This is a genomic window from Amycolatopsis palatopharyngis, assembly GCF_003385185.1.
GTDB lineage: Bacteria > Actinomycetota > Actinomycetes > Mycobacteriales > Pseudonocardiaceae > Amycolatopsis > Amycolatopsis palatopharyngis.
Genome location: NZ_PQHZ01000005.1, coordinates 145,530 through 170,823, shown reverse-complemented (window position 1 = coordinate 170,823; position 25,294 = coordinate 145,530). Strand labels below are relative to the sequence as shown.

23 protein-coding genes are annotated in these 25,294 nt (G+C 69.3%); 15 read left to right on the top strand and 8 right to left on the bottom strand.

Features of this window, described 5'->3' with window-relative positions; all coding sequences use genetic code 11:
* Positions 1-82: 82 nt before the first annotated feature.
* On the bottom strand, positions 83-1,720 hold the full coding sequence (locus tag D0C15_RS05610; RefSeq protein ID WP_116041484.1) for an alkaline phosphatase D family protein: 1,638 nt from the start codon (positions 1,718-1,720) through the stop codon (positions 83-85).
* Between the two features lie 428 nt (positions 1,721-2,148).
* Between D0C15_RS05610 and groES the strand changes: the two genes are divergently transcribed.
* Together groES and groL are read left to right on the top strand one after the other, a co-directional pair.
* Positions 2,149-2,442 (top strand): co-chaperone GroES, encoded by a 294-nt coding sequence (groES, locus tag D0C15_RS05605; RefSeq protein WP_026360373.1) that lies wholly within the window; start codon positions 2,149-2,151, stop codon positions 2,440-2,442.
* A 93-nt stretch (positions 2,443-2,535) separates the two neighbouring features.
* Positions 2,536-4,155, top strand: a complete 1,620-nt coding sequence (gene groL / locus D0C15_RS05600; RefSeq protein WP_116041361.1) for a chaperonin GroEL — start codon at positions 2,536-2,538, stop codon at positions 4,153-4,155.
* 137 nt (positions 4,156-4,292) lie between these two features.
* On the opposite strand, the gene D0C15_RS05595 is transcribed toward groL, so the two are convergent.
* On the bottom strand, positions 4,293-5,045 hold the full coding sequence (locus D0C15_RS05595; protein ID WP_116041359.1) for an SDR family NAD(P)-dependent oxidoreductase: 753 nt from the start codon (positions 5,043-5,045) through the stop codon (positions 4,293-4,295).
* Between the two features lie 93 nt (positions 5,046-5,138).
* Here D0C15_RS05595 and D0C15_RS05590 point away from each other — a divergent pair, with 93 nt between their 5' ends.
* Entirely contained in the window at positions 5,139-5,774 is a 636-nt protein-coding gene (locus tag D0C15_RS05590) for a TetR/AcrR family transcriptional regulator (RefSeq protein WP_116041482.1), read from the top strand.
* Positions 5,775-5,859: 85 nt separating this feature from the next.
* Here the strand turns inward: D0C15_RS05590 and D0C15_RS05585 are convergent, their stop codons facing one another.
* Positions 5,860-6,162: a WhiB family transcriptional regulator gene (locus D0C15_RS05585; RefSeq protein ID WP_116041357.1), complete on the bottom strand. Its 303-nt coding sequence runs from the start codon at positions 6,160-6,162 to the stop codon at positions 5,860-5,862.
* 384 nt (positions 6,163-6,546) lie between these two features.
* On the opposite strand from D0C15_RS05585, the gene D0C15_RS05580 reads away from it, so the two are divergent.
* From D0C15_RS05580 to D0C15_RS05560, 5 genes are all read left to right on the top strand, one after another.
* Complete coding sequence (locus D0C15_RS05580; RefSeq protein ID WP_245975581.1) at positions 6,547-7,575, top strand: MerR family transcriptional regulator; 1,029 nt, start codon at positions 6,547-6,549, stop codon at positions 7,573-7,575.
* Positions 7,572-8,456, top strand: coding sequence for a hypothetical protein (locus D0C15_RS05575; RefSeq protein WP_116041353.1), 885 nt, complete (start codon positions 7,572-7,574; stop codon positions 8,454-8,456). The genes D0C15_RS05580 and D0C15_RS05575 overlap by 4 nt, the downstream gene beginning before the upstream one ends.
* A gap of 139 nt (positions 8,457-8,595) precedes the next feature.
* A complete protein-coding gene (locus D0C15_RS05570; protein ID WP_003073605.1) occupies positions 8,596-9,192 on the top strand; it encodes a response regulator transcription factor in 597 nt (198 codons plus the stop codon).
* Between the two features lie 284 nt (positions 9,193-9,476).
* A complete protein-coding gene (locus D0C15_RS05565) occupies positions 9,477-10,049 on the top strand; it encodes a sigma-70 family RNA polymerase sigma factor (RefSeq protein ID WP_116041351.1) in 573 nt (190 codons plus the stop codon).
* Between the two features lie 93 nt (positions 10,050-10,142).
* Positions 10,143-11,072, top strand: coding sequence for an anti-sigma-D factor RsdA (locus tag D0C15_RS05560; protein WP_116041481.1), 930 nt, complete (start codon positions 10,143-10,145; stop codon positions 11,070-11,072).
* Between the two features lie 77 nt (positions 11,073-11,149).
* On the opposite strand, the gene D0C15_RS05555 is transcribed toward D0C15_RS05560, so the two are convergent.
* On the bottom strand, positions 11,150-11,545 hold the full coding sequence (locus D0C15_RS05555; protein ID WP_162829906.1) for a DUF5319 domain-containing protein: 396 nt from the start codon (positions 11,543-11,545) through the stop codon (positions 11,150-11,152).
* A 92-nt stretch (positions 11,546-11,637) separates the two neighbouring features.
* Between D0C15_RS05555 and guaB the strand changes: the two genes are divergently transcribed.
* From guaB to D0C15_RS05540, 3 genes are all read left to right on the top strand, one after another.
* Positions 11,638-13,146, top strand: a complete 1,509-nt coding sequence (gene guaB, locus D0C15_RS05550) for an IMP dehydrogenase (protein WP_116041348.1) — start codon at positions 11,638-11,640, stop codon at positions 13,144-13,146.
* A gap of 190 nt (positions 13,147-13,336) precedes the next feature.
* Positions 13,337-14,488 (top strand): GuaB3 family IMP dehydrogenase-related protein, encoded by a 1,152-nt coding sequence (locus tag D0C15_RS05545; protein WP_116041479.1) that lies wholly within the window; start codon positions 13,337-13,339, stop codon positions 14,486-14,488.
* A gap of 104 nt (positions 14,489-14,592) precedes the next feature.
* The gene (locus D0C15_RS05540) at positions 14,593-16,311 is read left to right on the top strand and encodes a GMC family oxidoreductase (RefSeq protein WP_116041346.1); all 1,719 of its coding nucleotides are present in this window, start codon (positions 14,593-14,595) and stop codon (positions 16,309-16,311) included.
* Positions 16,312-16,340: 29 nt separating this feature from the next.
* On the opposite strand, the gene D0C15_RS05535 is transcribed toward D0C15_RS05540, so the two are convergent.
* Positions 16,341-17,786 carry an aldehyde dehydrogenase family protein gene (locus D0C15_RS05535; RefSeq protein ID WP_116041344.1) on the bottom strand — a complete coding sequence of 482 codons (1,446 nt, stop codon included), beginning with the start codon at positions 17,784-17,786 and terminating at the stop codon, positions 16,341-16,343.
* A gap of 127 nt (positions 17,787-17,913) precedes the next feature.
* On the opposite strand from D0C15_RS05535, the gene guaA reads away from it, so the two are divergent.
* A complete protein-coding gene (guaA, locus tag D0C15_RS05530; protein WP_116041342.1) occupies positions 17,914-19,512 on the top strand; it encodes a glutamine-hydrolyzing GMP synthase in 1,599 nt (532 codons plus the stop codon).
* 26 nt (positions 19,513-19,538) lie between these two features.
* The gene (locus tag D0C15_RS05525; protein WP_116041340.1) at positions 19,539-20,378 is read left to right on the top strand and encodes an E3 ubiquitin ligase family protein; all 840 of its coding nucleotides are present in this window, start codon (positions 19,539-19,541) and stop codon (positions 20,376-20,378) included.
* Between the two features lie 181 nt (positions 20,379-20,559).
* Here the strand turns inward: D0C15_RS05525 and D0C15_RS05520 are convergent, their stop codons facing one another.
* Positions 20,560-20,835 carry a hypothetical protein gene (locus D0C15_RS05520; RefSeq protein WP_116041478.1) on the bottom strand — a complete coding sequence of 92 codons (276 nt, stop codon included), beginning with the start codon at positions 20,833-20,835 and terminating at the stop codon, positions 20,560-20,562.
* Entirely contained in the window at positions 20,813-22,108 is a 1,296-nt protein-coding gene (locus D0C15_RS05515; protein WP_116041476.1) for a PspC domain-containing protein, read from the bottom strand. The genes D0C15_RS05520 and D0C15_RS05515 overlap by 23 nt, the downstream gene beginning before the upstream one ends.
* A 126-nt stretch (positions 22,109-22,234) precedes the next feature.
* On the opposite strand from D0C15_RS05515, the gene D0C15_RS05510 reads away from it, so the two are divergent.
* Together D0C15_RS05510 and D0C15_RS05505 are read left to right on the top strand one after the other, a co-directional pair.
* Positions 22,235-23,617, top strand: coding sequence for an ATP-binding protein (locus tag D0C15_RS05510; protein WP_116041338.1), 1,383 nt, complete (start codon positions 22,235-22,237; stop codon positions 23,615-23,617).
* Positions 23,614-24,288, top strand: coding sequence for a response regulator (locus D0C15_RS05505; RefSeq protein WP_116041336.1), 675 nt, complete (start codon positions 23,614-23,616; stop codon positions 24,286-24,288). Before D0C15_RS05510 ends, D0C15_RS05505 begins: the two co-directional genes overlap by 4 nt.
* Positions 24,289-24,319: 31 nt before the next feature.
* On the opposite strand, the gene D0C15_RS05500 is transcribed toward D0C15_RS05505, so the two are convergent.
* A complete protein-coding gene (locus D0C15_RS05500; protein ID WP_116041335.1) occupies positions 24,320-25,255 on the bottom strand; it encodes a DMT family transporter in 936 nt (311 codons plus the stop codon).
* Positions 25,256-25,294: the final 39 nt, after the last annotated feature.

Below are 25,294 nucleotides of genomic sequence, written 5' to 3'. Positions count from 1 at the left end.
CTAACAAAGAACACACGCTTCGCGTAAGAAATATGCCTCGTTCGGCGGCACGACTGGAGCCGTGCCGCCGAACGAGCGTTGCTCAGGCCGGGTCGACCTCGGTGAGACCTGGATTGCGGTCGGCGACGACGAACGACGCACGGGTCCGAGCCGGGGCTCCCGGTTCGGTCACCCGGTCGAGCACGCGGAAGTCCGCCCGCAGCTCGTTGCGGGTGATCCGGGTGCGTACGTACCCGCGCTGCTGGTTGAAGAACTTGATGTGCGGATTGCGCCGCAGGTTGGGATCTGTTGAGGGGTCGGAGTCCTTACCGTTGCCACCGGAGGAGATGGAGGTGGTGACCAGCTCCGTACCGACGCAGCGGCTGTCCGGATCGGCGTAGTTCTCCTTGAGCTCGTTGGCCCAGTGCGTGTGCACGTCGCCGGTCAGCACGACGGGGTTACGCACACCCGCGTCGATCCAGCCCTCGGTGACCCGCTCCCGTGATCCCTGGTAGCCGTCCCAGCCGTCCATGCTGCGCGCACCTGTGGCGCTGAGCCGCTGGGCGAAGAACACCTGCTGGCCGAGGATGTCCCAGCGGGCCCTGGACTCGCGGAAGTTGCGCAGCAGCCAGGCCTCCTGCTCGTCGCCGGTCAGGCTGCGAGCCGGGTCGGCGGCATCCTCACAGACCTTCCAGCCGTCCCCGCAGGCCTGGTCATCGCGGTGCTGGCGAGTGTCGAGCATGTGAAAGTTCGCCAGTGAGCCCCAGGAGACCTTGCGGTACAACTGGATCTCCGACCCCGACGGCTTGCTGCGCCTGCGCAGCGGCATGTTCTCGTAGTAGGCGCGGAAGGCGTTCGCCCGGCGCTGGATGAAGTCCGGCTGCGGGATGTGCGGCTTCTCGTAGATGTCGCCCGCCCAGTTGTTGTCCACCTCGTGGTCGTCGGGCACCACGAGCCAGGGGGCCACCGCGTGCGCGGCCTGGAGGTCGAGGTCGCTGCGGTACTGGGCGTAGCGCTGCCGGTAGTTGGCGAGGGTCTCGGTCTCCGGTCCCGCGTGGTCGCGCACGTTGCCGTCGGGGGAGATGTAGACCTGCGGCTTGTACTCGTACATGTAGTCGCCGAGGTGCAGCACCAGATCGGGCTCGTCCGCGGCGAGGTGGCGGTATGCGGTGAACCAGCCGTGTTCGAACTGCGAGCAGGAGGCGAAGCTCATCGCGAGGCCGGCGCCGAACGCGCCGATCGGCGGGGCGGTCCGGGTGCGACCCGTCGCGGAGACGTGCCTGCCGACCCGGAAGCGGTAGAAGTACTCCCAGCCCGACAGCAGCCCTGCGACCTCGGCGTGCACTGCGAAACCGTGGTCGGGCCCGGTGCGCTCGTGCCCTCGGCGCACGATGTTGCGGAACCGCTCGTCCAGCGCGAGTTCCCAGTGCACCTCGACGTGTCGTGAGCCCATCCCGCCGAAGCCGCCCTCGGCGAGGGGGTCGGTGGCAAGGCGGGTCCACAGCACCACGCTGTGCTGGTCCGGCTCGCCGGAGGCGACGCCGAGGGTGAACGGGTCTCCGGTGATGGGCCTGCCCGCGCCTGTCGCCCCGCCCCGGGCGGGGGTCGCCGCGGCAAGTGGCCCGGTCAGTCCGGTGGCTACGGCGGCGGCGCCGACGGCCGCGCTCCCGGCGAGTACGTGACGGCGCGAGGCCGTCCTGGGTGTGGTGTCACCTGATTCGGTCACGGAAGAGCTCCCCATGGTGGTCGAGTCAGCCAGATCTCGGACAGCCTGCGATGCCGTCATGGCTACCGTCCCCTGATCAGGTGAGCGCCCGGTGAACTTTGCCGCCTGAGCGCCCGTGCTCGGCCCCAGGGCGGGGTAGTGCCTTTAGCGGGCTAAATGCACTTCCAGGGCCGGGGACGGCACCTGTGCCGGGACGTTCTGTGCGGTCTTGGGGGCCCCTGGTTGCGCGGCTAGCACTCACGTCGCTAGAGTGCTAATTGCACGGCACCAAACACGCCCCGGCACCCGCGACGGCGGGGGTGGTAGGAGCCGTAACCGTGAGACGACGGGCTTGCGGGTTCCGACCGAGCGTATGCGAGCGAGGATTCCGCGCGTCCTGAATTGAGCACTGCAATCAGTTACGTACCTGCCGACGCTTTCGACGACCCGTGGAGGTCAACCCGGTGAGCGTGAACATCAAGCCGCTCGAGGACAAGATTGTTGTCCAGACGAGCGAGGCCGAGGAGACGACGGCTTCCGGTCTCGTCATCCCCGACACTGCGAAGGAAAAGCCCCAGGAGGGCAAGGTCCTGGCCGTAGGCCCGGGCCGGATCGACGACAAGGGCAACCGCGTCCCGGTGGACGTCAAGGAAGGCGACGTCGTCATCTACTCGAAGTACGGCGGCACCGAGGTCAAGTACAACGGTGAGGATTACCTGATCCTGTCCGCCCGCGACGTGCTGGCCGTCATCAACTGACGATCGGCATCAGCGTCGAACGCCCCGGGGTCCCGCATAGCCGGGGACCGGGGCGTTTCGTCGTCCAACCCCGAAAGGTAAGCGGAACAGGCTATGCCTAAGCAGATCAATTTCGACGAGGACGCTCGTCGCGCGCTCGAGCGCGGGGTGAACCAGCTGGCCGACGCGGTCAAGGTCACCCTCGGCCCGCGCGGCAGGCACGTCGTACTGGACAAGAAGTTCGGCGGACCGACCATCACCCTCGACGGTGTGACGGTCGCCCGGGAGATCGAACTGGACGACCCGTACGAGAACCTGGGCGCCCAGCTCGTCAAGAGCGTCGCCACCAAGACCAACGACGTCGCAGGCGACGGCACCACCACGGCGACCGTGCTGGCGCAGTCGCTGGTCAAGGTCGGCCTGCGCAACGTCGCGGCCGGCGCGAACCCGGCCGCCCTCGGCCGTGGGATCGAGGAGGCCGCCGAGAAGGTCGTCGAGATCCTCAAGGAGAAGGCGACCCCGGTCAAGGGCCGCGACAACATCGCCCAGGTCGGCACCGTCACCTCGCGTGACGCCACCATCGGCGCCCTGCTCGGCGAGGCCGTCGAGCGGGTCGGCGAGGACGGCGTGATCACCGTGGAGGAGTCCTCCACGCTGGCCACCGACCTCGAGATCACCGAGGGTGTCCAGTTCGACAAGGGCTACCTCTCGGCGCACTTCGCGACCAACCCCGAGGAGCAGCGGGCGATCCTCGAGGACGCCTACATCCTGCTGTGCCGGGAGAAGGTCTCCGCGCTGGCCGACCTGCTCCCCGTGCTGGAGAAGGTCGTCGAGGCCAAGAAGCCGCTGCTGATCATCGCCGAGGACGTCGACGGCGAGGCGCTGTCCACCCTCGTGGTGAACTCGCTGCGCAAGACCATCAGCGCCGTCGCGGTGAAGGCGCCGTTCTTCGGTGACCGCCGCAAGGCGTTCCTGGACGACCTCGCGGTCGTCACGGGTGCCGAGGTCATCTCCGCCGAGGTCGGTCGCAAGCTGTCCGAGACGGGCCTCGAGTCGCTGGGCCGGGCCCGGCGTATCGAGATCACCAAGGACGTCACCACGATCGTCGACGGTGCGGGCACCAAGGCCGACCTCGACTCCCGGATCGCGCAGATCCGCAGGGAGATCGAGACCACCGATTCCGACTGGGACCGGGAGAAGCTGCAGGAGCGCCTGGCCAAGCTGGGCGGCGGCGTCGCGGTCATCAAGGTCGGCGCGGCGACCGAGACCGAGCTCAACGAGCGTAAGCACCGCATCGAGGACGCCGTGGCGGCGACCAAGGCGGCCGTCGAGGAGGGCATCGTGCCCGGCGGTGGCTCGGCGCTGGTCCACGCGGTCAAGGAACTCGACGCGTTCGCCAAGGAGCGCACCGGTGACGTGGCGCTCGGCGTGGTCATCGTCCGTGACGCACTCACCGCGCCGCTGCACTGGATCGCCAGCAACGCGGGCTACGAGGGTGCGGTCATCGTGTCCAAGGTCAAGGAGCAGAACTGGGGCCAGGGCTTCAACGCGGCCACCGGTGAGCTGACCGACCTGCTCGCCGCGGGCATCGTCGACCCGGTGAAGGTCACCCGCTCCGCGGTGGCCAACGCGGCTTCGATCGCGCGGCTGGTGCTCACCACGGAGGCCTCCGTGGTGGACAAGCCCGCCGACGAGGACGAGGGCGCGGGCCAGGGTCACGGCCACTCGCACTGACGAACACCAGCACGACCCGGACGGGCCGGCACTTCCGCGAGGAGGTGCCGGCCCGTTCCGTCTTTCTGCCCGATTCCTGTGGATCCCTCCCGTTTCGTGGGGGCCGGTTAGTGCCTTTAGCCCGCTAAAGGCACTACTCAGGCAGTGAAGCCGCCGTCGACCGTGATCGCCGTGCCGGTCACATAGCGGGCGCCGGGGCCCGCTAGGTAGGCGACCGCGGCCGCGATGTCGGCCGGCTCGGCGAACCGGCCGAGTGGGATGCCGGCGAGTTGATCCGGCGCCAACGGCCCGTTGGCCGGGTTCATGTCGGTGTCCGTCGAGCCAGGGTGCACCACGTTCGCCGTGATTCCCCTCGGACCGAGGTCCCTGGCCAGCCCCTTGCTCAGCCCGGTCAACGCCGACTTGCTCGCGGAGTACAGGCTCAGCCCGGGAAACGCGGCGCGGTCGGCGAGGTCGCTGCCGATGCTGATGATCCGGCCGTCCGGCCGCTGCGCCGAGCTCATGTGCCGGATGGCGGCCTTGGCGGCCACGAGCACAGCGCGCACGTGGATCGCCAAAGTCCGGTCGATCAGCTCCACTGTCAGCTCGTCGACCGGTAGGGCCGGGAAGATCCCCGCGTTGTTCACCAGGATGTCCAGCCGGCCGAAGGTCTCCGCGGTCGTGTCCACCGCTGCCGTCACGGCCGCGGCATCCGAACTGTCCGCCTGGATCGTCAGTGCCTTTCGCCTCATTCCCTCGATCTCTCCGGCGACCCCGGCCGCCCGCTCGGCCGCCGACTCGTAGGTGATCGCGACGTGGGCTCCCTCCCGGGCGAGCCGGGTCGCGACCGCCGCGCCGATTCCGCGGCTCCCGCCGGTCACCAATGCCACCTTGCCGTCCAGTCCGGACATGACAACCCCTTTTCTGTATCGGTCGACACATAATTGAGGCGAGAGGAGGAGCCGGTCAAGCACTTTTGTGACGATCGATATAGAATGGGAGCCATGTCACCCCGAGGACGCCCCCGCGGCTTCGACCGCGAGGCCGCGCTGACCCGCGCCATGCACGTGTTCTGGGAACGCGGTTACGAGGGCGCGTCGCTGGCGGAGCTCACCGCCGCCATGGGGATCAACTCGCCGAGCCTCTACGCCGCGTTCGGCGGGAAGGAAGCACTCTTCCGCGAGGCGGTTCGGCTCTACGGCGCCACCCATGGCGCGATGACCGAGCGAGCCTTCCGTGAGCAGCACAGCGCACGGGACGCCGTCGGCGCGATGCTGCGGTACAACGCCGCCACCTACGCCGATCCCGACCTGCCAAGCGGTTGCATGATCGTGCTCTCGGCCACCAACTACACGCCGAGCAACGAGGGTGTTCGTGACTTCCTCGCGGCATTACGCAAGGAGGACATCGACGGCTTGCGGCAACGTCTCCGGCAGGGCGTCACCGATGGCGAGCTACCCGAGCACGCCGATATCGAAGGGATGACCGCCTTCTACGGGACCGTGCTGCACGGGCTGTCCATCCAGGCGAGGGACGGCGCCTCGCTCGAGGAGTTGACCGTGGTGATCGATGCCGCGATGGCCTGCTGGGATCGGTTCGCCCAGGTGGTGCCGGTCGACCGGACGAGCTGGACGGGGTGACACCCGCTGGTGTCACCCCGTCCACTTCCCCTGCCGTCGATCCAGTCGCCAGTCGCCAGTCGTCTCGTGGTCTGCCGGATTCGCGTCAGCTGCCCGTCAGGCTCAGCGTCCGTTTGCCGGACTTGATGATGTTCTCGCGTTCCGATTCCGACAGCCCGCCCCAGATGCCGTACGGCTCATGTACGGCCAGCGCATGACTTCGGCACATCTCCAGTACTGGACAGGCTTGGCAGATCGCCTTCGCCCTCGCTTCCCGCCTTGCTCTTGCCGGCCCCCGCTCCCCGTCCGGATGGAAGAAGGACCCGCTGTCCATCCCCCTGCATGACCCCTCGAGTTGCCAGTCCCACACATCCGCGTTCGGGCCAGGGAGTCTGCGCGTGTCTGCCATCGTGACCGCCTCCGCTGTCCGGCTCCATCAGCGCCGGACTCTGCAGTTGTTTGGTGCGACTCTGCGTACGGAACGTGCCAACGTCAGGTCCGGAATCGAGCCCTCATCTCCCGTTCCGCCCCCCTGCCGTTGAGCCGCTCGTTCGCTACTCCATTCGGTGCAACGGGCGTAACGTTAGAACCGCGCCAAGAGTTGTTCAAGAGGATCCTGACGATTCAACCGTTAGGCTTCCCCCGGATGTGTGAGCAGGCAGGAGACGCGAGGTTGCCGGTGGGGGAAAGGGCCGGGATATTGGGCGTCGTGGGATCCGAGTCTGGCTCAGGTCACGCAGCCGGCGATAGGCCGGCTGCGCGCGCCCCCACTCCATCTGTCAACTCGGCGGTGGTGGCGAATCGCGCCACCGCGCCACTTGACTCTCCCGAGCCCACGCTGCCGGTCGCCTCGGTCGCCAGGCGCCTCGGCGTCGCACCCTCGACCCTGCGCACGTGGGACCGGCGCTATGGACTCGGGCCGAGCAGGCACACCGACGGCCGCCATCGTCGCTACGGCTCCGCCGACATCGGCAGGCTGGAGTTGATGCAGCGGGCGCTGCTCAGAGGGGCCTCCACCGCGGAGGCCGCGCGCTACGCGCTACAGCGGATGCCGAAGGCGCCGCCCGATGCCACGCCCCGCCCGGCGGCCCCCACGCCGCCGCCGACCATGTCGCTGCGGATAGAGACTCCGGACGGAGCCGTCGTCCTGCCGGCGGAGGAGCCACCCGGTGCTGCCGGGGACGGCGGCATCTTCGGTCCGTCCCGCTTCGCGCGCAGGCTCAGCGCCGCCGCACTGGCGATGGACGTGCACGGTGTCCAGCGCCTGCTCGCCGAGGCGATCATCGAGGACGGCCCGCTCTACGCCTGGGAGGACGTCATCCATCCGGTGCTCTCCGCGCTCGGCGGGCGCGGCAGGTCCTCCGGCGACTCCACCGGCGCCGCCGTGGAGCACATGCTCGCCGAGTCCGCCCTCGGGGCGCTGATCAGGGCGACTCCCGTGCTCGCGGCTCCGCGAAACCGGCGGCCGATCCTGCTCGGCTGTGTTCCGGAGGAGCGGCAGGCACTGCCGCTGCACGTGCTGGCCGCAGGGCTCGCCGGAAGAGGCCTGTTCAGCCAGGTACTCGGGCCCGCGCAGCCCGCCGACGTGCTGGCGGTCGCCATCCGCCGGGTGCTGCCCTCCGCGGTCGTGCTCTGGGCGCAGCGCGGTAGCGGGGCCGATCCGAGACTGTTCACCAGGCTCTCCAGGGGACGCCAGCGCAGCAGGATGTTCGCCTGCGGACCGGGCTGGGACCCTGCTCACCTGCCGCCGAAGGTGGAGTTCCTCGGCGACCCCCCATGCGCGGTGGACCGCATCGAATACGTTCTGCTCGGCTCGGGATGACGGCGGGCGAGCACATCGGGCGTTCGCTGGAGGAGCACCTGCGGCGCGCCGCGTTCGGTGACCGGCCCTCGATCGAGGAGCGCACCCTGGCCGCCGCGGCCCGCGCCGATCCCCGAAGCCGCTGGCTGGCCGCGGTCGTCCTCGGCGCACAGGGGCGCTACGCCGCGGCCGCGACGCTGCTCGGTGAGCTGGTCCTGCGTAATCCGCCGCTGGTGGGAGCGCTCGCCTGCGCCACGTTCGCCGCGCACAGGAGGCAGCTGGGGGGTCATGCGGCCGCACTGTCGCTCGACGGCGCCGCGCTGCTGCGAATCGCCGAGCAGGAAGCGACGGGTGAGCGGGATCCCGACGGGGTCGACCCGGACGGCGCCCGGGTGGACGCCCTGCTCGGCCTTGCTGCCGACAATCTCGCGCTCGGCAGGCCAGGGGTGGCGCGACGGCTGCTCGACCTCGTCGACCGGACCGGGCCCGGGTGGCGCGGCCAGATCCGGGCAGGCTGGGTGCGGGCCGAGGTCGAACTCATCAGCGGAGATGCCGCTGCCGCCGTGTCCCCTGCGGAGTCGGCGGCGCGGCTGGCCACCGCCAGGAGCGCGGTTCGGCATGGGGTGAAGTCGGATCTGGTGCTTGCTGCGGCGCTCGCCGCGACTGGTGAACCTGACGCCCGGGAGCGGGCCAGTGCACTCGTCGCCCATGCGGGGGACACGGCTGAACGGCACGGGCTGCGCTCACTGACGTGGCCCGCGGGGCTCATCGCGGCGGATCTCGAGCCCGCGAACGCCGACCGGCACCGGGCTCAGGTTACTGACGAGTTATACGCAGTGTTACTGGCTGCCGACCCTGCTGGACGCCGTCTCGCCCGTGAATCTGCTTGGGTACCGTCGTGACTGTGTTTCCTGCGTCACACGGCCGATACCGACATCCGGGCGAGGCTTTCTCAAAAAAAGCCACCGGATCGTGTCAAGGTTCCGCCCAAAGCGTCCGATAGGGATAGGGAATGTCACCCGGCTGCAGGAAGGAAACCCCGTGACGACGGTCTTGATCTGCGACGACCGACGCAGTGTCCGCGAAGGGCTCACCCGCGTGATGTCTGCCGTCCCCGGCGTCAGTCGCATCGACTGTGTAGCGCACGGTGACGAGTTGCTTGCCAGGTACTCCCGGCAGCCGGTGGACGTCGTGCTGGTCGGCACCCAGCGCGCGGTGCCGACCGGAGTCGAGGCCACCCGCCGCCTCGTGTCCGCCAATCCACAGGCGAACGTCATCGTGTTCGGTGCTCCGGACGACGCGGGCAGTATCGCCGCGGCGATCGCCGGTGGTGCCCGTGGCTACCTGCGCTGGGACGCCTCGCGGCCGGAACTGGTCGCTGCGCTCGCGCATACGCTGGCGAGTACCTCCGTGCCGGCTCCCCGGCAGCCCTCCGATCCCGGTGTGCAGCTCACGGAGCGCGAGCTCCAGGTGCTGCGCGGGATGAGCCAGGGCAAGAGCAACGGCCAGATCGGCCGTGAGCTCTACCTCTCGGAGGACACCGTGAAGACACATGCCAGGAGGCTGTTCCGCAAGCTGGGCGTGCGCGATCGGGCGCAGGCCGTGGCTCACGGCTTCCGGCGCGGTCTCGTGTCCTGAATTTCGCATAGTCCGCTCGCTTCATCGGCATGGACGCATCACCGCCTCTACCGGCGGCGATGCGTCCATGCCGGTTTCGCATGTCCGCCCGCAAGTCGTTGAACTTTCGAGAACAAGGAGTAAGCTCCGGGATCCGCGTCGGATGCGAGACGCGCCGGCGCCGACCGTGAGCCAGTACCGGTGGAGCCGGAAGGTACGGTAGGTATCACCGGCGTGAGGGATATTCTTGGCCGCACGCCGGCCTCTTTGCACGCCTACACGTAACACCGGGACTGTTGTCTGCGATGGCCAATGTGGGGGATGGACTGGACGAGCCAGTCGCCGCCGCTGTCGAGGGTGAACCTCAGGCAGTCGAGCGGCTGCTGGCCGCTATCCGTCCCCTAGTGGTGCGGTATTGCCGCGCCAGGGTCGGAAGACAGGAACGTTCGTTTGCTTCGGCTGACGATGTCGCGCAGGAGGTGTGTCTCGCGGTGCTTACGGCATTGCCCTCGTACCGTGACCAGGGTCGCCCTTTCCTGGCCTTCGTCTACGGCATCGCTCAGCACAAGGTGGCCGACGCCCACCGTGCGGCCGCGCGCAACCGGGCCGAACCGGTGGCCGAAGTGCCGGACGAGATCGAAGTCGGCATCGGCCCTGAGCAGCGCGCCCTGCAGGGCGAGTTGAACGAGCACATGTCGCAGTTGCTTCGGGTCCTGCCCGACAAACAGCGCGAGATCGTGGTGTTGCGTGTCGTCGTCGGACTCTCCGCGGAGGAGACCGCAGAAGCGGTCGGCTCGACTCCAGGTGCGGTACGGGTCGCCCAGCACCGGGCACTCGCCAGGCTTCGCAAGGTGCTCGCCGCTGAGGAGGTGGTCTGAGTGACGGAACGGGATGACCCGCACACGAGTGCATTCGACGCTACGCCCGATAACGCGTCCGATGAGTCTGCACAGGCCGCCAACAGGTTCACGGTGCGCACGACGGACTTCTCGGGTGCCGCGACGGTCAACGGCTCCGGCTCCGGAAGTGAGGACGAGTACGCGGCCCCGCCGGATCTCTCCCTGGTCCAGGCGGACGACGCGCTGCTCGACGCACTCGGTGGCTCCGACCCCAAGGTGGCCGACGGCCTCGGTGACCAGGAACTCAACGCCCTGCTGCTCGCCTGGCGCAGGGACATCGACAGTGAGCCGTTCCCCGAGCTGGTCGACGTCAACGAGGCGGCGAACACCGTCCGGACGGCGTCACTGGCGAAGCGTCGGGCCGGTGGTGGTCGCAGGCGCAAGATGCTGGTTCCGGTCGCGGCGGCCGCGGCCGTGCTCGCGATCGCTTTCACCGGCAGCGGGCTCGCGGCGCGCGACGCCCAGCCCGGAGACACGCTGTGGGGCCTGACCAAGGTCCTCTACGCCGATCACGCCCGCTCGGTCGAAGCGGCTGCCGCGGTGCGGATCGATCTGCGGGAGGCCCAGCTCGCGATCACCCAGGGCCGCTTCGACGAGGCCAGGCAGGCACTCGAGCAGGCCAGGCAGTCGCTGGGAGAGGTCGCGGTCGAGGACAACGCCGACGAGTTGCGGGCGCAGCACTTGGAGCTCTCACTCCGGCTGAACGAGCCGGAGGCGCCGAGCGAGCCCGCGCCGGAGCAGCCGCCCGCACCGGGCACAACTCCGACCGCGCCGCCCGCAGAGGCGACCAGCGGTGGGTCGACGCCCACGCCGACGCCGGGTCCGCAGCTGCCGCCGTCGTCGACGACCAACCCGCCGCCCTCGTCGACGTCCTCTTCGCCCACTTCGTCGACGACCGCCGCCTCTGGCGACGGCACCGAAAGCCAGTCGGGCAGCAGCCCGCGCAGCGACACCGAATCCGACGTCAACGGCGTGCAGCCGGTGGCGCCGGCCGAGCCCTGATCAACGGCGGCAGAGACACCTGTGGAAGGGGCGCGTGACCCGCGGGTCACGCGCCCCTTCCACAGGTGCTCGATCTGTCAGTAGGCGCTCTCGGTCGCGGTCACCCCGTCGGCGAAGCCGCGGCAGTAGTCCCAGCTGACGTAGTCGGTCGGGTTGGGGTCGAAGGCCGGCTCGTGTGGGCGCATCCGGCCGTCGGCGAGCAACTGTTCGAGACTGGCCCTGAGCAGGTGCCAGTCGTGATAATGCGGTTGGTCACACTCGCCGCAGTCCACCACGATCCCCCGCACTCCTCGTGGAGCCAGCAGAGCCTGGTAGACCGCCAGGTCGGAAAGATCGGCGAGCAGTTCGGCGCGCTCATCGGCGCTGATGGGTTCGCCCGGCTCGTCGTCCAGGGCAGCGATCTCCCTGGCCGGGTCGTCCGGGTCGTTGGCGAACGGGTCTGGGGGCAACACGTCGTGCGGCACGGCCTGCACGGTACCCGGCGGCCCCCGGGGTGCGTCCAGATACCATCGATAACAACCCCGAGCAGTACCTGCCCCACGTCGAGGAAGGCCAACCGCCAGTCATGACGAGCGAGTTCTCCGCCGCAGTTCCCGACAAGTTCGCGATGCTCGGACTCACCTTCGACGACGTGCTGCTTCTGCCCGCCGAGTCGGACGTGATGCCGAGCTCGGCGGACACCGCCACGCGCCTGTCCCGCAACGTCACCCTGCGGGTGCCGCTGATCAGTGCCGCGATGGACACCGTGACCGAGGCCCGGATGGCCATCGCCATGGCCCGGCAGGGTGGGATGGGTGTGTTGCAGCGCAATCTGCCCATCGAAGAGCAGGCGGCGGCGGTCGAGGTGGTGAAGCGGTCCGAGGCGGGGATGGTCACCGACCCGGTCACCTGCACGCCCGACGACACTCTGGCGGAGGTCGACGCGCTCTGCGCCCGCTTCCGTATCTCCGGAGTTCCGGTCACCGACGCCGCGGGTCAGCTCGTCGGCATCATCACCAACCGGGACATGCGCTTCGAGGTCGATCACAGCCGCCCGGTCAGTGAGGTGATGACGAGGACCCCGCTGGTGACGGCCCAGGTCGGCGTCACCGCTGACGTCGCGCTCGGCCTGCTGCGCAGGCACAAGATCGAGAAGCTGCCGATCGTCGATGGCGCGGGCAAGCTGCGTGGCCTCATCACCGTCAAGGACTTCGTCAAGACCGAGCAGTACCCGAGTGCCACGAAGGATACGGACGGCCGGCTTCTGGTCGGTGCGGCCGTCGGTGTGGGGCCGGACGGACACCAGCGGTCGATGGCGCTGGCCGACGCCGGGGTGGACGTGCTCATGGTGGACACCGCGCACGGACACTCGCGGGCCGTGGTGGACACCGTGGCACTGCTGAAGAAGGAACTGGGTGACACCGTGGACGTGGTCGGCGGCAACGTCGCCACCAGGGCCGGTGCGCAGGCGCTCGTGGACGCGGGCGCCGATGGCGTGAAGGTCGGCGTCGGTCCGGGGTCGATCTGCACGACCAGGATCGTCGCCGGTGTCGGTGTGCCGCAGATCTCCGCGATCTACGAGGCCGATCAGGCGTGCAGGCCGGCAGGTGTGCCGGTGATCGGTGACGGCGGCATCCAGTACTCCGGGGACATCGCCAAGGCGATCGCCGCGGGTGCGTCCAGCGTCATGCTGGGCAGCCTGCTCGCCGGGACGGCCGAGTCGCCGGGGGACCTGATCCTGGTCAACGGCAAGCAGTACAAGACCTATCGGGGCATGGGCTCGCTCGGCGCGATGCAGGGGCAGGGCGAGCGCAAGTCGTACTCCAAGGACCGCTACGCGCAGGACGACGTGCTGTCCGAGGACAAGCTGGTGCCGGAGGGCATCGAGGGCCGGATTCCGTTCCGGGGTCCGCTGTCCACGGTCGTGCACCAACTGGTCGGCGGACTGCGGATGGGCATGGGCTACGCGGGTGCGCAGACCATCCCGCAGCTGCAGAACGCGCAGCTCGTGCGCATCACCGCGGCCGGTCTCAAGGAAAGCCACCCGCACGACATCACCATGACCGTCGAGGCGCCGAACTACACGTCGCGCTGACCTGCAGTTAGCGGGCTAAAGGCACTTTCGAGGGCGGTGGGTGGCCGCGTCGGGGGCATGACGACAATGGTGCGCGGCAGTGAGGGTCACTCAGGTCGGTGCGGCTCATCGCATCGGTGACACACGTGACGAACCTGAATGACCCGACCTCGGATAAGACGCAGTGCAGGGTGGCGAGAAGGGACTTGACGTGCGTGATCTGGTCGAGATCGGCATGGGACGTACCGCGCGGAGGGCGTACCAGCTCGACGACATCGAGATCGTGCCCTCCCGGCGCACGCGCTCGTCCGGCATCGTCTCCACGGCATGGCAGATCGACGCCTATCGGTTCGACCTGCCATTGGTGACCCATCCGACCGATGCGATCGTCTCGCCGGACACCGCGGTGGCTGTCGGGCAGCTCGGCGGGCTCGGCGTGCTCAACGCCGAGGGAATCTGGGCCAGGCACGAGGACGCCGAGGGCGCGCTCGCGCGGATCACGGACGCCGCGCAGCGCAGCCTTGCCGACGACGATCCGACGGCGCTCGTGCGGTTGCTACAGGAGTTGCACGCGGCTCCGCTGCGCATGGACCTGGTCAGCAAGGCCATCCAGACCGTGCGCGACTCCGGGGTGACCGTGGCGGCACGGGTGAGCCCGCAGCACGCGGCCGAATTGACACCGGATCTGCTCGCCGCCGGGGTGGAGATCCTCGTCGTGCAGGGGACCATCGTCTCGGCCGAGCACGTCGCCAAGGATGATCCCGACGCGCCACCGCTCAACCTCAAGGAGTTCATCGCAGACCTCGACGTGCCGGTCGTCGCCGGTGGCGTGAGTGACTACCGCACGGCGATGCACCTGATGCGCACCGGCGCGGCAGGTGTGATCGTCGGCCACGGTTCGAGCCCCGGGGTGACCAGCACTGACCGGGTGCTTGGGATCGGTGTGCCGATGGCGACGGCCATCATCGACGCGGCGGCCGCACGGCGCGACTACCTGGACGAGACCGGTGGGCGGTACGTGCACGTCCTGGCTGACGGCGGGGTGAGCGTGTCCGGCGACATCGCGAAGGCCATCGCCTGCGGTGCCGACGCCGTGATGCTCGGCGCCCCGCTGGCCGCGGCGGGCGAGGCTCCCGGCAAGGGGCTGTACTGGACCTCGGCCGCGGCACACCCCTCGCTGCCGCGTTCGCGGGTGGCGGCAGGGCCGGAGTACACCGTGGACCTGCGGACCCTGCTATTCGGACCGTCCACTGACGCCGAGGGTGTGGTGAACCTGTTCGGCGCGCTGCGCAGGGCGATGGCCAAGACCGGGTACTCCGATCTGAAGGAGTTCCAGAAGGTCGGCCTCACCATCCGCGGCTGACACCGGCCGAGTCCGTCTCGCACTTTCCCGGGAAAGTGAGCGGAGGTGAACCCGTCGGTAACTTACCCCTGGTCAGGAGTTAACGCGCGGGTTACGCTTTATCTGTGACTGCGCGTAACACCACCTCAGGTCCGGACAGCAAGGAACTCGACTACGACGTGATCGTGGTCGGCAGTGGGTTCGGGGGCAGTGTCGCCGCGCTCCGGCTGACGGAGAAGGGCTACCGCGTCGCGGTGATCGAGGCGGGCAGGCGCTTCGCCGACGACGAGTTCGCGAAGACGTCGTGGGACCTGCGCCGTTACCTGTGGGCGCCGCAGCTCGGCTGCTTCGGGATCCAGCGCATCCACATGCTCAAGGACGTCATGGTGCTGGCCGGCGCCGGGGTCGGCGGTGGGTCGCTGGTGTACGCGAACACCCTCTACCGGCCACTGAAGCCGTTCTATGCCGACGGGCAGTGGGCGCACATCACCGACTGGGAGTCGGAGCTCTCCCCGCACTACGACCAGGCCAGCCGCATGCTGGGCGTGATCACCAATCCTTCGGTCACCCCGTCCGACGAGGTCATGCGCAAGGTCGCGGCCGACCTGGGCGTGACGGATTCCTACCACCCGACGCCGATAGGCGTGTACTTCGGCAAGCCGGGAGAGCAGTCCGCCGATCCGTACTTCGGTGGCGCGGGGCCCGCTCGTACCGGCTGCACCGAATGTGGCTCGTGCATGACCGGCTGCCGGGTCGGGGCGAAGAACACGCTGGTCAAGAACTACCTGTATCTGGCGGAGCGCGGCGGGGCGAAGGTCATCCCGTTGACCACGGTGACCGGGCTGCGCCCCCGAGGCGACGGCTCGTTCGAGGTCGACATCCGCAAGACCGGCACGACCTCCCGGCGCTTCACCCACACCCTCACCGCCGGACAGGTCGTGCTCGCCGCGGGGACGTGGGGAACACAGAACCTGCTGCACTCCATGCGCGACAGCGGGACGTTGCCACGGCTGTCCGACCGTCTCGGCGAGCTGACCAGGACCAACTCCGAGGCGATCATCGGGGCGGGCAGGCCGGAGGTCGATCCCGAGCACGACTACAGCCGGGGTGTCGCGATCACCTCGTCCATTCATCCGGACGAGATCACCCATATCGAACCGGTCCGGTACGGCAAGGGCAGCAACGCGATGAGCCTGCTGCAGACCATCGCCACCGACGGCGACTCCGCGGTACCACGCTGGCGGCAGGCGCTGCGGTTCATGGTCCGGCACCCGGTCCAGACGCTGACCCTGCTCAACGGGTACAGGTGGAGCGAGCGGACGGTGATCCTGCTGGTGATGCAGAGCCTGGACAATTCGATCACCACCTACACCAAGCGTGGCCTGTTCGGTCGCCGTCGCTACACCTCGAAGCAGGGGCACGGTGAGCCGAACCCCAGCTTCATCCGGGCCGGGCACGAGGCGAACCTGCGCACCGCGGAGCACATCGGTGGTATCGCGGGCGGCACGTGGGGCGAGATCTTCAACATCCCGCTGACCGCGCACTTCATCGGTGGCGCACCGATCGCGGAGAACGCGGAGAAGGGCGTCATCGACCCCTACCACCGCGTCTTCAACTACCCGAACCTTTCCGTGGTCGACGGCACCGCGATCACCGCCAACCTCGGGGTGAACCCGTCGTTGACGATCACCGCGCAGGCCGAGCGGGCGTTCTCGTACTGGCCGAACAAGGGCGAGGTGGACCCACGGCCCTCGCAGTCCGCGGGCTACGTCCGCCTCGACCCGATCGCCCCGAAGAACCCCTCGGTCCCGGCCCACGCCCCCGGTGCCCTCCCGGCCCGCTGACGTGCATTTAGCGGGCTAAGTGCACTTTTCTAGAGGGGGACGCCGGTGAGTACGGTGACCCGCTCCACGGTCAGGTCGCGCATGGCGGGCAGGACGCCCTCGCGGCCGACACCGGAGCCCTTCACCCCGCCGTAGGGCATCTGGTCCGCCCGGTAGGACGGGACGTCGCCGACGATCACGCCGCCGACATCGAGGTTCGCCGTCGCCTCGAACGCCAGACGCACGTCGCGGGTGAAGACGCCGGCCTGCAGCCCGTACTCCGAGTCGTTGACGGCCGCGAACGCCTCCTGGGCGGAGTCGACCACCGACACAGCCAGCACCGGGCCGAACACCTCCTCGGCCCACACCTTCGCCGATGCCGGGACGTCGGTGAGCAGCGTCGGCTGCACGGTGGCACCCTCGCGAACGCCCCCGGCCAGCAACTTCGCGCCGCCCTGCACGGCTTCGTCGACCCAGGACACGATCCGTTCGGCCGCGGCCTCGTCCACTACAGGCCCGACCGAGACGGTGGTGTCGTACGGGTCGCCGGTCGCCTGTCCCCGCACCGCGGCCTCCAGCTTCGGCAGGAACTCATCGGCGATCTCGCGCTCGACGATCACCCGCTGTACGGCGATGCAGGACTGGCCAGCCTGGTAGTTGCCGAAGGTGGCGATCCGTTCGGCCGCGCCGTCGAGGTCCGGCCAGTCGGCGAGTACCACGGCGGCGGCGTTGCCCCCGAGTTCCAGCACCACGTGCTTGCGCGGGGCGGCGTCGGCGAGTGACCAGCCGACCGGGCCGGAGCCGGTGAACGACACCACGGGCAGCCTCGGGTCGCGGACCAGCTCGGAGGTTTCCTCGTTGCCTATGGGCAGCACCGAGAACGCGCCTTCGGGCAGATCGGCCTCGGCGAGAATCTCACCCAGGATCAGCGCTGACAGCGGGGTTCGTGGTGCTGGTTTGATCACGATCGGCGCGCCGACGGCCAGCGCGGGTGCCACCTTGTGCGCGACCAGGTTCAGCGGGAAGTTGAACGGCGCGATACCCAGCACCGGCCCGCGCGGAACGCGGGTCACCAGCGCCAGCCGCTGTTCCCCCGCGGGGTCGCCGTCCAGGCGCTGCATCTCCCCGTTGAACCGGCGCGCCTCCTCCGCGGCGATCCGGAACACCGAGACGGCCCTGTTCACCTCGGCCTCGGACCAGCGCAGCGGCTTGCCGTTCTCGGCGGTGATCACCTCGGCGATCTCCTCGGCCCGTGCGGCCAAGCCCCTGCTCACGTGGTCGAGTGCCGCGGCCCTGCGATGCGCGGGCAGGGTGCGGAAGTCACTCGCCACCCCGGCCGCCGCGGCAACGGCGCGCTCCACCTGTTCGGCGCCGGGAATCGCCACGGTGGCGACCTCGCTGCCGTCGAACGGATGGGTGACGACGAGGGTCTCCTCGCCCTGCTCGGCGTGACCGGCGATCCAGGCTGGCCGAGGTTCCGGCGTGATCGTGTCCATGCGAGCACGGTATTCCGCTGGGGTGACACACGCATGAACGACCCGGTTCGGGGCAGGTCGGCCGCCGGGTGGTGAACCCGACCTGGGACGATGGGCGCGCCCGGTCGTGTTGAGCAGGAGGTTCGCGGTGGCTAATGCCGACTCCGCGGTAGGAAGTACGTCAGCAGAGGCGGGGGCGCCCGAGGGCCCCGTGCTGGTGGTGGACTACGGCGCGCAGTACGCGCAGCTGATCGCGCGTCGCGTGCGTGAAGCCCAGATCTATTCGGAGGTCGTGCCGCATACGGCTGACGCGGGCGAGATCCTCGGCCGCGCACCCTCGGCGATCATCCTGTCCGGCGGCCCCTCCAGCGTGTACGCCGAGGGCGCACCTGCCATCGATCCCGAGCTGGTCGAGTCGGGGGTGCCGGTGTTCGGTATCTGCTACGGCTTCCAGCTGCTGGCCGGTGCGCTCGGTGGCACCGTCGAGCACACGGGCGCACGGGAGTACGGGCGCACGGACGTGCGCATCACCGGCGAGGGCGGGGTCCTGCACGGCGAGCTGCCCGCGCTGCACCCGGTGTGGATGAGCCACGGCGACAGCGTGACCAAGGCGCCGGAGGGAGCGACCGTCACCGCGACCACCGACGGTGCGCCGGTCGCCGGGTTCGAGCACCGGGAACGCCGCTTCGCCGGTGTGCAGTACCACCCGGAGGTCGCGCATTCGCCGCACGGCCAGGAGGTCCTGCGCCGCTTCCTGCACGACATCGCCGGCATCCGGCCACAGTGGACCACCGCGTCCATCGTCGAGGACCAGGTCGCGCGGATCCGTGCGCAGGTCGGCGAGGGCAGGGCGATCTGCGGCCTCTCCGGCGGGGTGGATTCCGCCGTGGCCGCCGCGCTGGTGCAGCGGGCCATCGGGGACCGGCTGACGTGCGTCTTCGTGGACCACGGTCTGCTGCGGGCAGGGGAGCGGACCCAGGTCGAGCGAGACTTCGTGGCCGCGACCGGGGTCAACCTGGTCACCGTCGACGCCCGGCAGCGCTTCCTCGAGGCGCTGGCCGGAGTCAGTGACCCTGAGGAGAAGCGCAAGATCATCGGCCGCGAGTTCATCCGCGTGTTCGAGCAGGCCGAGCGCGACCTCAAGGCCGAGGGTGACTACCGCTTCCTGGTGCAGGGCACCCTCTACCCGGACGTGGTCGAGTCCGGCGGCGGGGCGGGCACCTCCAACATCAAGAGCCACCACAACGTCGGCGGGCTGCCGGACGATCTGCAGTTCGAGCTGGTCGAGCCGCTGCGCCTGCTGTTCAAGGACGAGGTCCGGCGGGTGGGCCTCGAGCTGGGGCTGCCCGAGACGATCGTGCACCGCCAGCCGTTCCCCGGCCCCGGCCTCGGGATCCGCATCATCGGCGAGGTGACGGCCGACCGGCTGGAGACATTGCGCGCCGCCGACGCGATCGCTCGCGAGGAGCTGACCGCGGCCGGCCTGGACCGCGACATCTGGCAGTGCCCGGTGGTGCTGCTGGCCGACGTTCGCAGCGTCGGCGTGCAGGGCGACGGCCGCACCTACGGCCATCCTGTGGTGTTGCGGCCGGTGTCCAGCGAGGATGCCATGACAGCCGACTGGACGCGGTTGTCCTACGACGTGCTCGAACGCATCTCCACCCGAATCACGAACGAGGTGGCGGAGGTGAACCGGGTGGTGCTCGATGTGACGAGTAAGCCGCCCGGCACGATTGAGTGGGAGTGAGCACACCGACCGGGGGGTAAAGGCGTATGTGGATCTTGATCGGGCTCCTGCTGGTCGCGGCGGGAGTCGCCGGGTTCTTCTACATGCAACACACCAAGCGTGAGCTGCACGCGATGATCGGCACGGACACGCTGACGATCCCGCAGTTGGAGGACCTGCGCCGCATTTCGGACGACCTGGGTGCGATAGGTGGCAGTGACGCGGAGCGTCTTCCCTTGGGTGGTGGGGGGAGACGGGCGGGAGGGTTCCGGAAGGTCGCCGGGGTGGTGGGGACCGCGCACCCGCGGCCGGAGGGACCGTTGGTCTCCGAGGTCAGCAAGAGCGAGTGCGTCTGGTACCGCTACCGCATCGACCGTCAGTACGAGCACGTCGAGTACCGCGACGGCAGGCGTCACCGCAGCAAGCGCACGGAGAAGGTCGTCGAGCACACCTCGGCGGAGGGGTACGCGCTCATCGACGAGCAGGGGCGCACCATCGGCGTCGATCCGAACGGGACCAGCCCGGACGGTGTCGAGCAGTCGGTGAACAGGTTCGAGCCGCACCACGGCCGGGGCGGGCATTCCGAACTGTTCGGTATCCGGCTGCCCGCGGCGCTGGGCGGCGGGCGCGATTCGACGCTCGGATACGAGTACAAGGAGTGGCTGATCCGCCCCGGTCGCCGGATGTACATCCTCGGCGAGGTACACGACAAGATCGGCCCGCTGGTCATCGGTAAGCCGGAGCAGGGTGGGCACTTCCTGATCTCCACCCGCACCGAGCACGAGCTCCGCGCAGACCGAGTCCAGCGGCACAAGTTCCTCGCCGTCGGTGTGATCGTCGCCGTTGTCGGCGGAGTCGCGGCCGTCATCGGCGGCCTGGTGAGCTGAGCGGCTTTTTAGTTCCCCAATGTGGCATTCGGGAACTTCAACGTCCCCAATGTGGCATTGGGGTACTCCAACGTCCCCAATGCCACATTGGGGAACTACCACGAGGCGGCGGAGGCTGGCGGACATGACTCGGCCCCGGGGTGGTGCTCCCCGGGGCCGAGTCGTCGAGTGGTGCTGGTGGTCAGCCGCCCTTGCGGCCGCCGCGCATCGACGCGCCGAGCATCAGGACGCCGACCAGGACCGCGCCGCCCGCCAGGATCCACCGCAGGTCGAACGACGGTAGCCAGCTGTCGCCGTCGGAGAGGACGTAGGCCGAGATCAGCAGGGTGGCGACACCGGCCAACAAGGTGAACAGGTCCACTCCGCGCCGTTTGCCCTGCTCGGGAGCGGCCGGCTCGTCGTAGTCGTAGTCGTACGGGTTCGACGTGTTGGATTCAGCCACGGCGCACCTCAACATTTCCGGTCGTGGTCTGGACGTGCAGCGTGATGTTCAGGCCGCCTGGCCCGTCGGTGCCATTGTCGGTGGACGACACCGGCTCGTTGCCGAGCCCGGAGCGCTCCAGGCCAAGACACTCGATATTGCCGATGCTGTTCTCGCAGGTGAAGGTGACGTCCGCGGTATCGGGCACGATCACCGAACTGTTGCCCGCACCGGTACGGACGGAGGTGCTCACGGCCCCGCTGTCCGGCAGGTTTCGCAGGTCGAGCTCGATGTTGCCGAGACCGCGCTCGTACACCGGCCGCAGCTCGGCGACGGTGCGGGGCGCCCCGGTCAACTCGCCGACGCCACCTCGGAAGTCGTCGACGGGTGCCGAGGTGAGCAGCAGCCCGATGACCGACAGCGGAATCGCGAGGCCGATGAGGCCACGTCCGCCGCGGGCGAAGGAACCCGCCACCATGCCGATCCCGATCACACCGAGCACCAGCCCGACGACGTGCTGCGGGGTGAACCAGGGCTCGCCCTCGACGACGAGTACGGAACCGACACCGGCGACCACCAGCGCGATCGCGAACGTGATGGGTCCGATCTTGGAGCGCGGTCCCCTCGGTGCGGGCGGTCGAGGAGTCGCCGGCGGCGGGGTGAACGGATCAGGCTGGGGATCCGGCAGATCCCAGGCCAGTGGCGCGGCACCCAGTGGATCCCATGCGGGCGCGGTCGTATCCGTTCCGGCCACCGGGTTCGACACCGACGCCGCGGTGAACGAGGCGGAGCCATCGGCCCACGATGCGCTCGAAGCGTCGCCCACTCCCCGCGCGACGGGACGGTTCAGATGTCCCCGGCTGCGGTGCAGCAGGTAGATCGCCGCGACCAGCAGGGCGAGTCCGATGAAACCGCCACCGTTGAACCAGCCACCACCGGAGAACACCCAGCTGGCGGCTGGGAACAGTGCGACGCACAGCACGACCGTGAGCGCGTTGGAGGTGCAGCTGCGGCCACGGCCGATCAGCGACTCCATCGGCGCCACCTCGTCCCGCTCGTCCGCGAAGAACAGCCAGCCGAGGATGTAGAACAGCAACCCGACCCCGCCGAACATGGTCGCCGCCACGAGCGCGACCCGGATCACCACCGGATCGATGCCGTATCTGTTGCCGACCGCCGCGGCCACACCGGCGATCTTGCGCCCGTGTTGCGGCCTGCGTGGCCTGCTCGCCCAGAAGTCCTTGACGGTCTCCTCGAAGCCGCCCTGGGCAGGCCGGCCCGAGTTCTGCGTCCCTGTCGCACCACTCATGCCTTCGAGCATGCGTCAGCCGCCCCGCCCGCACATCGGGGAAGTCCCCTGAGGTTTGCCGGCTCGGGAGTCAGGGTGACTGGATCAGGGATTTCCCTGATGAAACGGTTCTGCTGCCGTGCGAGCATGGATGACGTGCGGGAACAGGCGACAGAAGAGGCGGCGGCCGACCAGTCCGGTGGTCGCCGCCCGGTACTTCCGCCCGTGCCGGCGGACGGTGTCGTGCAGCCTGCCGCGAGCAGCGCGCTCACCGAACCGCCCAAGATGTACCGGCGCCGGTCGGGACGAGTGCTCGCCGGTGTGGCCAGCGGTCTCGCCGACCACCTTGACGTCAAGGTGTTCTGGGTTCGAGTCGTGTTCGCCGTGCTGGCCGGGCTCGGCGGTGCGGGCCTGTTCGCGTATGGGTTGCTCTGGGTGTTCGCACCGCAGCGGCCGAGCGAGGAGGAGCGGGCCGAGGAATCGCCCAAGGAACGGCAGCAGGCGTTCGGGCTGCTCGCACTGGGCGTCGGACTCGCGGTGGCCAGCGGGGCCATCGCCGGAATCTTCAGCGGCTGGGCCGCGATCCCGGTCGCCGTGGTCATCGTCGGTGCGGCGGTGGTCTGGCGGGAGGCCGACGAGTCCCAGCGGCGCCGCTGGCGCGACGGCGCGAAGTCCGGGGTGGCCGGCGCGGTCGTCGGCGGCGGCGGCTGGTCGGCCACGGTCCGTGTGCTCGCCGGGGTGGCGCTGGTGATGACCGGCATCGGGGTCGTGGTGCTGCGCAGCGGAAGCCTCGACCAGGTGCAGTTCGCCCTGATCGCCGTGCTGGCCACGCTCGTCGGTGTAGCCGTGCTGACCGTACCGTTCTGGCTGCGGCTCGTCGGTGATCTCGGCGAGGAGCGCAGGGCGCGCATCCGGACCGAGGAACGCGCGGAGATCGCGGCGCACCTGCACGACTCGGTACTGCAGACTCTGGCATTGATCCAGAAGCAGGCCGAATCACCCCGTGAGGTCGCGCGCCTCGCCCGTGGTCAGGAACGTGAACTACGTGGCTGGTTGTACGGCCCCTCCGGATACGGCAAGCCCAAGGACCGCGCCGGTGAGCAGGGCGGCGGCCAGTTCTCGGCCGCGCTGGCAGCCGCGTGTGGCGAGGTGGAGGACGCGTTCGCGGTGTCGGTCCAGCAGGTCGTAGTGGGGGAGGCCGAGCTCGACGAGGCGTTGACCGCACTGGTGTACGCGGCCCGAGAGGCTATCGTGAACGCGGCCAAGCACGCGGGTGTGGACGAGGTGAGCGTCTACGCGGAAGTCGAACCGGTCGCGGTCACCGTGTTCGTGCGGGACCGGGGCAGGGGCTTCGACCCGGACACCGTTCCGGGGGACCGGCACGGCCTCGCGGACTCGATCCGGGGCAGGATGGAACGCAACGGCGGGACCTGCCGGTTGCGCACCGCCCCGGACGAGGGCACCGAGGTGCAACTGGAGATGCCGTTGAAGGTCGGCAAGGCGGCCGCGTCGAGCGAGGGAGCATCGTGACGGAACAGGATCAGGGGCGGGCACCGGTCACGGTGTTCCTGGTGGACGACCACGCGCTCTTCCGCGCCGGGGTGCGCACGGAGCTGGAGTCGATCACCGACGAGGTGCGGGTGGTCGGCGAGGCCGGATCGGTGGCCGAGGCTGCCGCCGGGATCGCGCGCACCCGGCCGCAGGTGGTCCTGCTGGACGTGCACATGCCCGACGGCGGCGGAGCCGAGGTGCTGCGCCGCGTCCGCACCGAACTGCCGGACGTGGTGTTCCTCGCGCTCTCGGTTTCGGATGCGGCCGAGGATGTCATCGCCGTGATCAGGGCGGGCGCGCGTGGGTACGTCACGAAGACGATCTCGTCCAAGGAACTCGTCCGCGCGGTGGTCCGGGTGGCCGACGGCGACGCCGTGTTCTCACCGCGACTGGCCGGCTTCGTGCTGGACGCGTTCGCCGACCGTCCCGGTTCCGCGCCGATCAGCGACCCCGAACTGGACCTGCTCACCCCCCGCGAGCGTGACGTGCTCCGCCTGCTGGCCCGCGGCTACGCCTACAAGGAGATCGCGTCGGAGCTGTTCATCTCGGTGAAGACCGTCGAAACACACGTCTCGAGCGTCCTGCGCAAGACCCAGCTGTCCAACCGCTATGAGCTCTCCCGATGGGCATCGGACCGAAGGCTGGTCTGACGGCGATCAGCGCGGACGTTACTTCCCCGAGTCAGGACCGTACGACGTCGCCGGGATTCACCTCGGCCGTCGTGGCCGGTGCCGGAACCTGGTCCGCGCGGCGGCGCACCCGGGTGAGTCCTACACCCGCCAGCACGACCACCATGCCCGCGACGACCCGCAGGTTCAGGGCCTCGTTCAGGAATAGCGTGCCCATGAGCACCGAGACCACCGGGAGCAGATAGCCCACCGTGGACGCCGCCACGGCACCCGCCGCGGAGATCAGCCGGTAGTTCAACGCGAACGCGATACCGGTAGAGAAGATGCCGAGCACCACGACCGCGAACAACGGACCCGTCTCGAGGTGGATCGGGCTCAGTCCGCCGACCGGCACCGCGAGCAGCATGAACCCGCTCGCGCTGATCATCTGCGCCGCCGCGAGCGCGATGGGGGACGCTCCCGTCTCGACCAGGAACCGGCCCTCGTAGACGAAGACGAATCCGTAGCTGGCCGAGGCGGCAAGGCAGGCCAGCGCACCCCAGCTCAGCAGTCCGCCGGACTGCCACGGCGCGAAGATCAGCATGGTTCCCGCGATGCCCAGCAGCAGGCCCAGCATGCGAACACCGTTGAGGCGCCGCTCGATGCGCCACACCAGTGCCACCGCGAGCGCCCAGAGTGGGGTGGTGGAGTTGATGACTCCGGTGACCCCCGAGTCGACCGTCTGCTCGCCGATCGCGAAGAGCAGGAACGGCAGCGCGTTGTGGAACATCGCGGCCACCGCGAGGTGACCCCACACGCGTCGCCTGGCCGGCAGGCGATGACGGTACGCGGCGCAGAGCCCCAGCAGCACTGTCGTGCCCAGAACCAACCGGATCAGCACGAGCTGGACCGGCGAGAACGAGTCCAGTCCAACCTTGATCCAGAGAAAGCTGGACCCCCACATCAACGCGAGCGCGCCCATGGTCGCCAGCGTCTTTCCCTCACTCATCCAGCCTCCCTTGTTTTCACCACCCAGCCTGATCAGCTC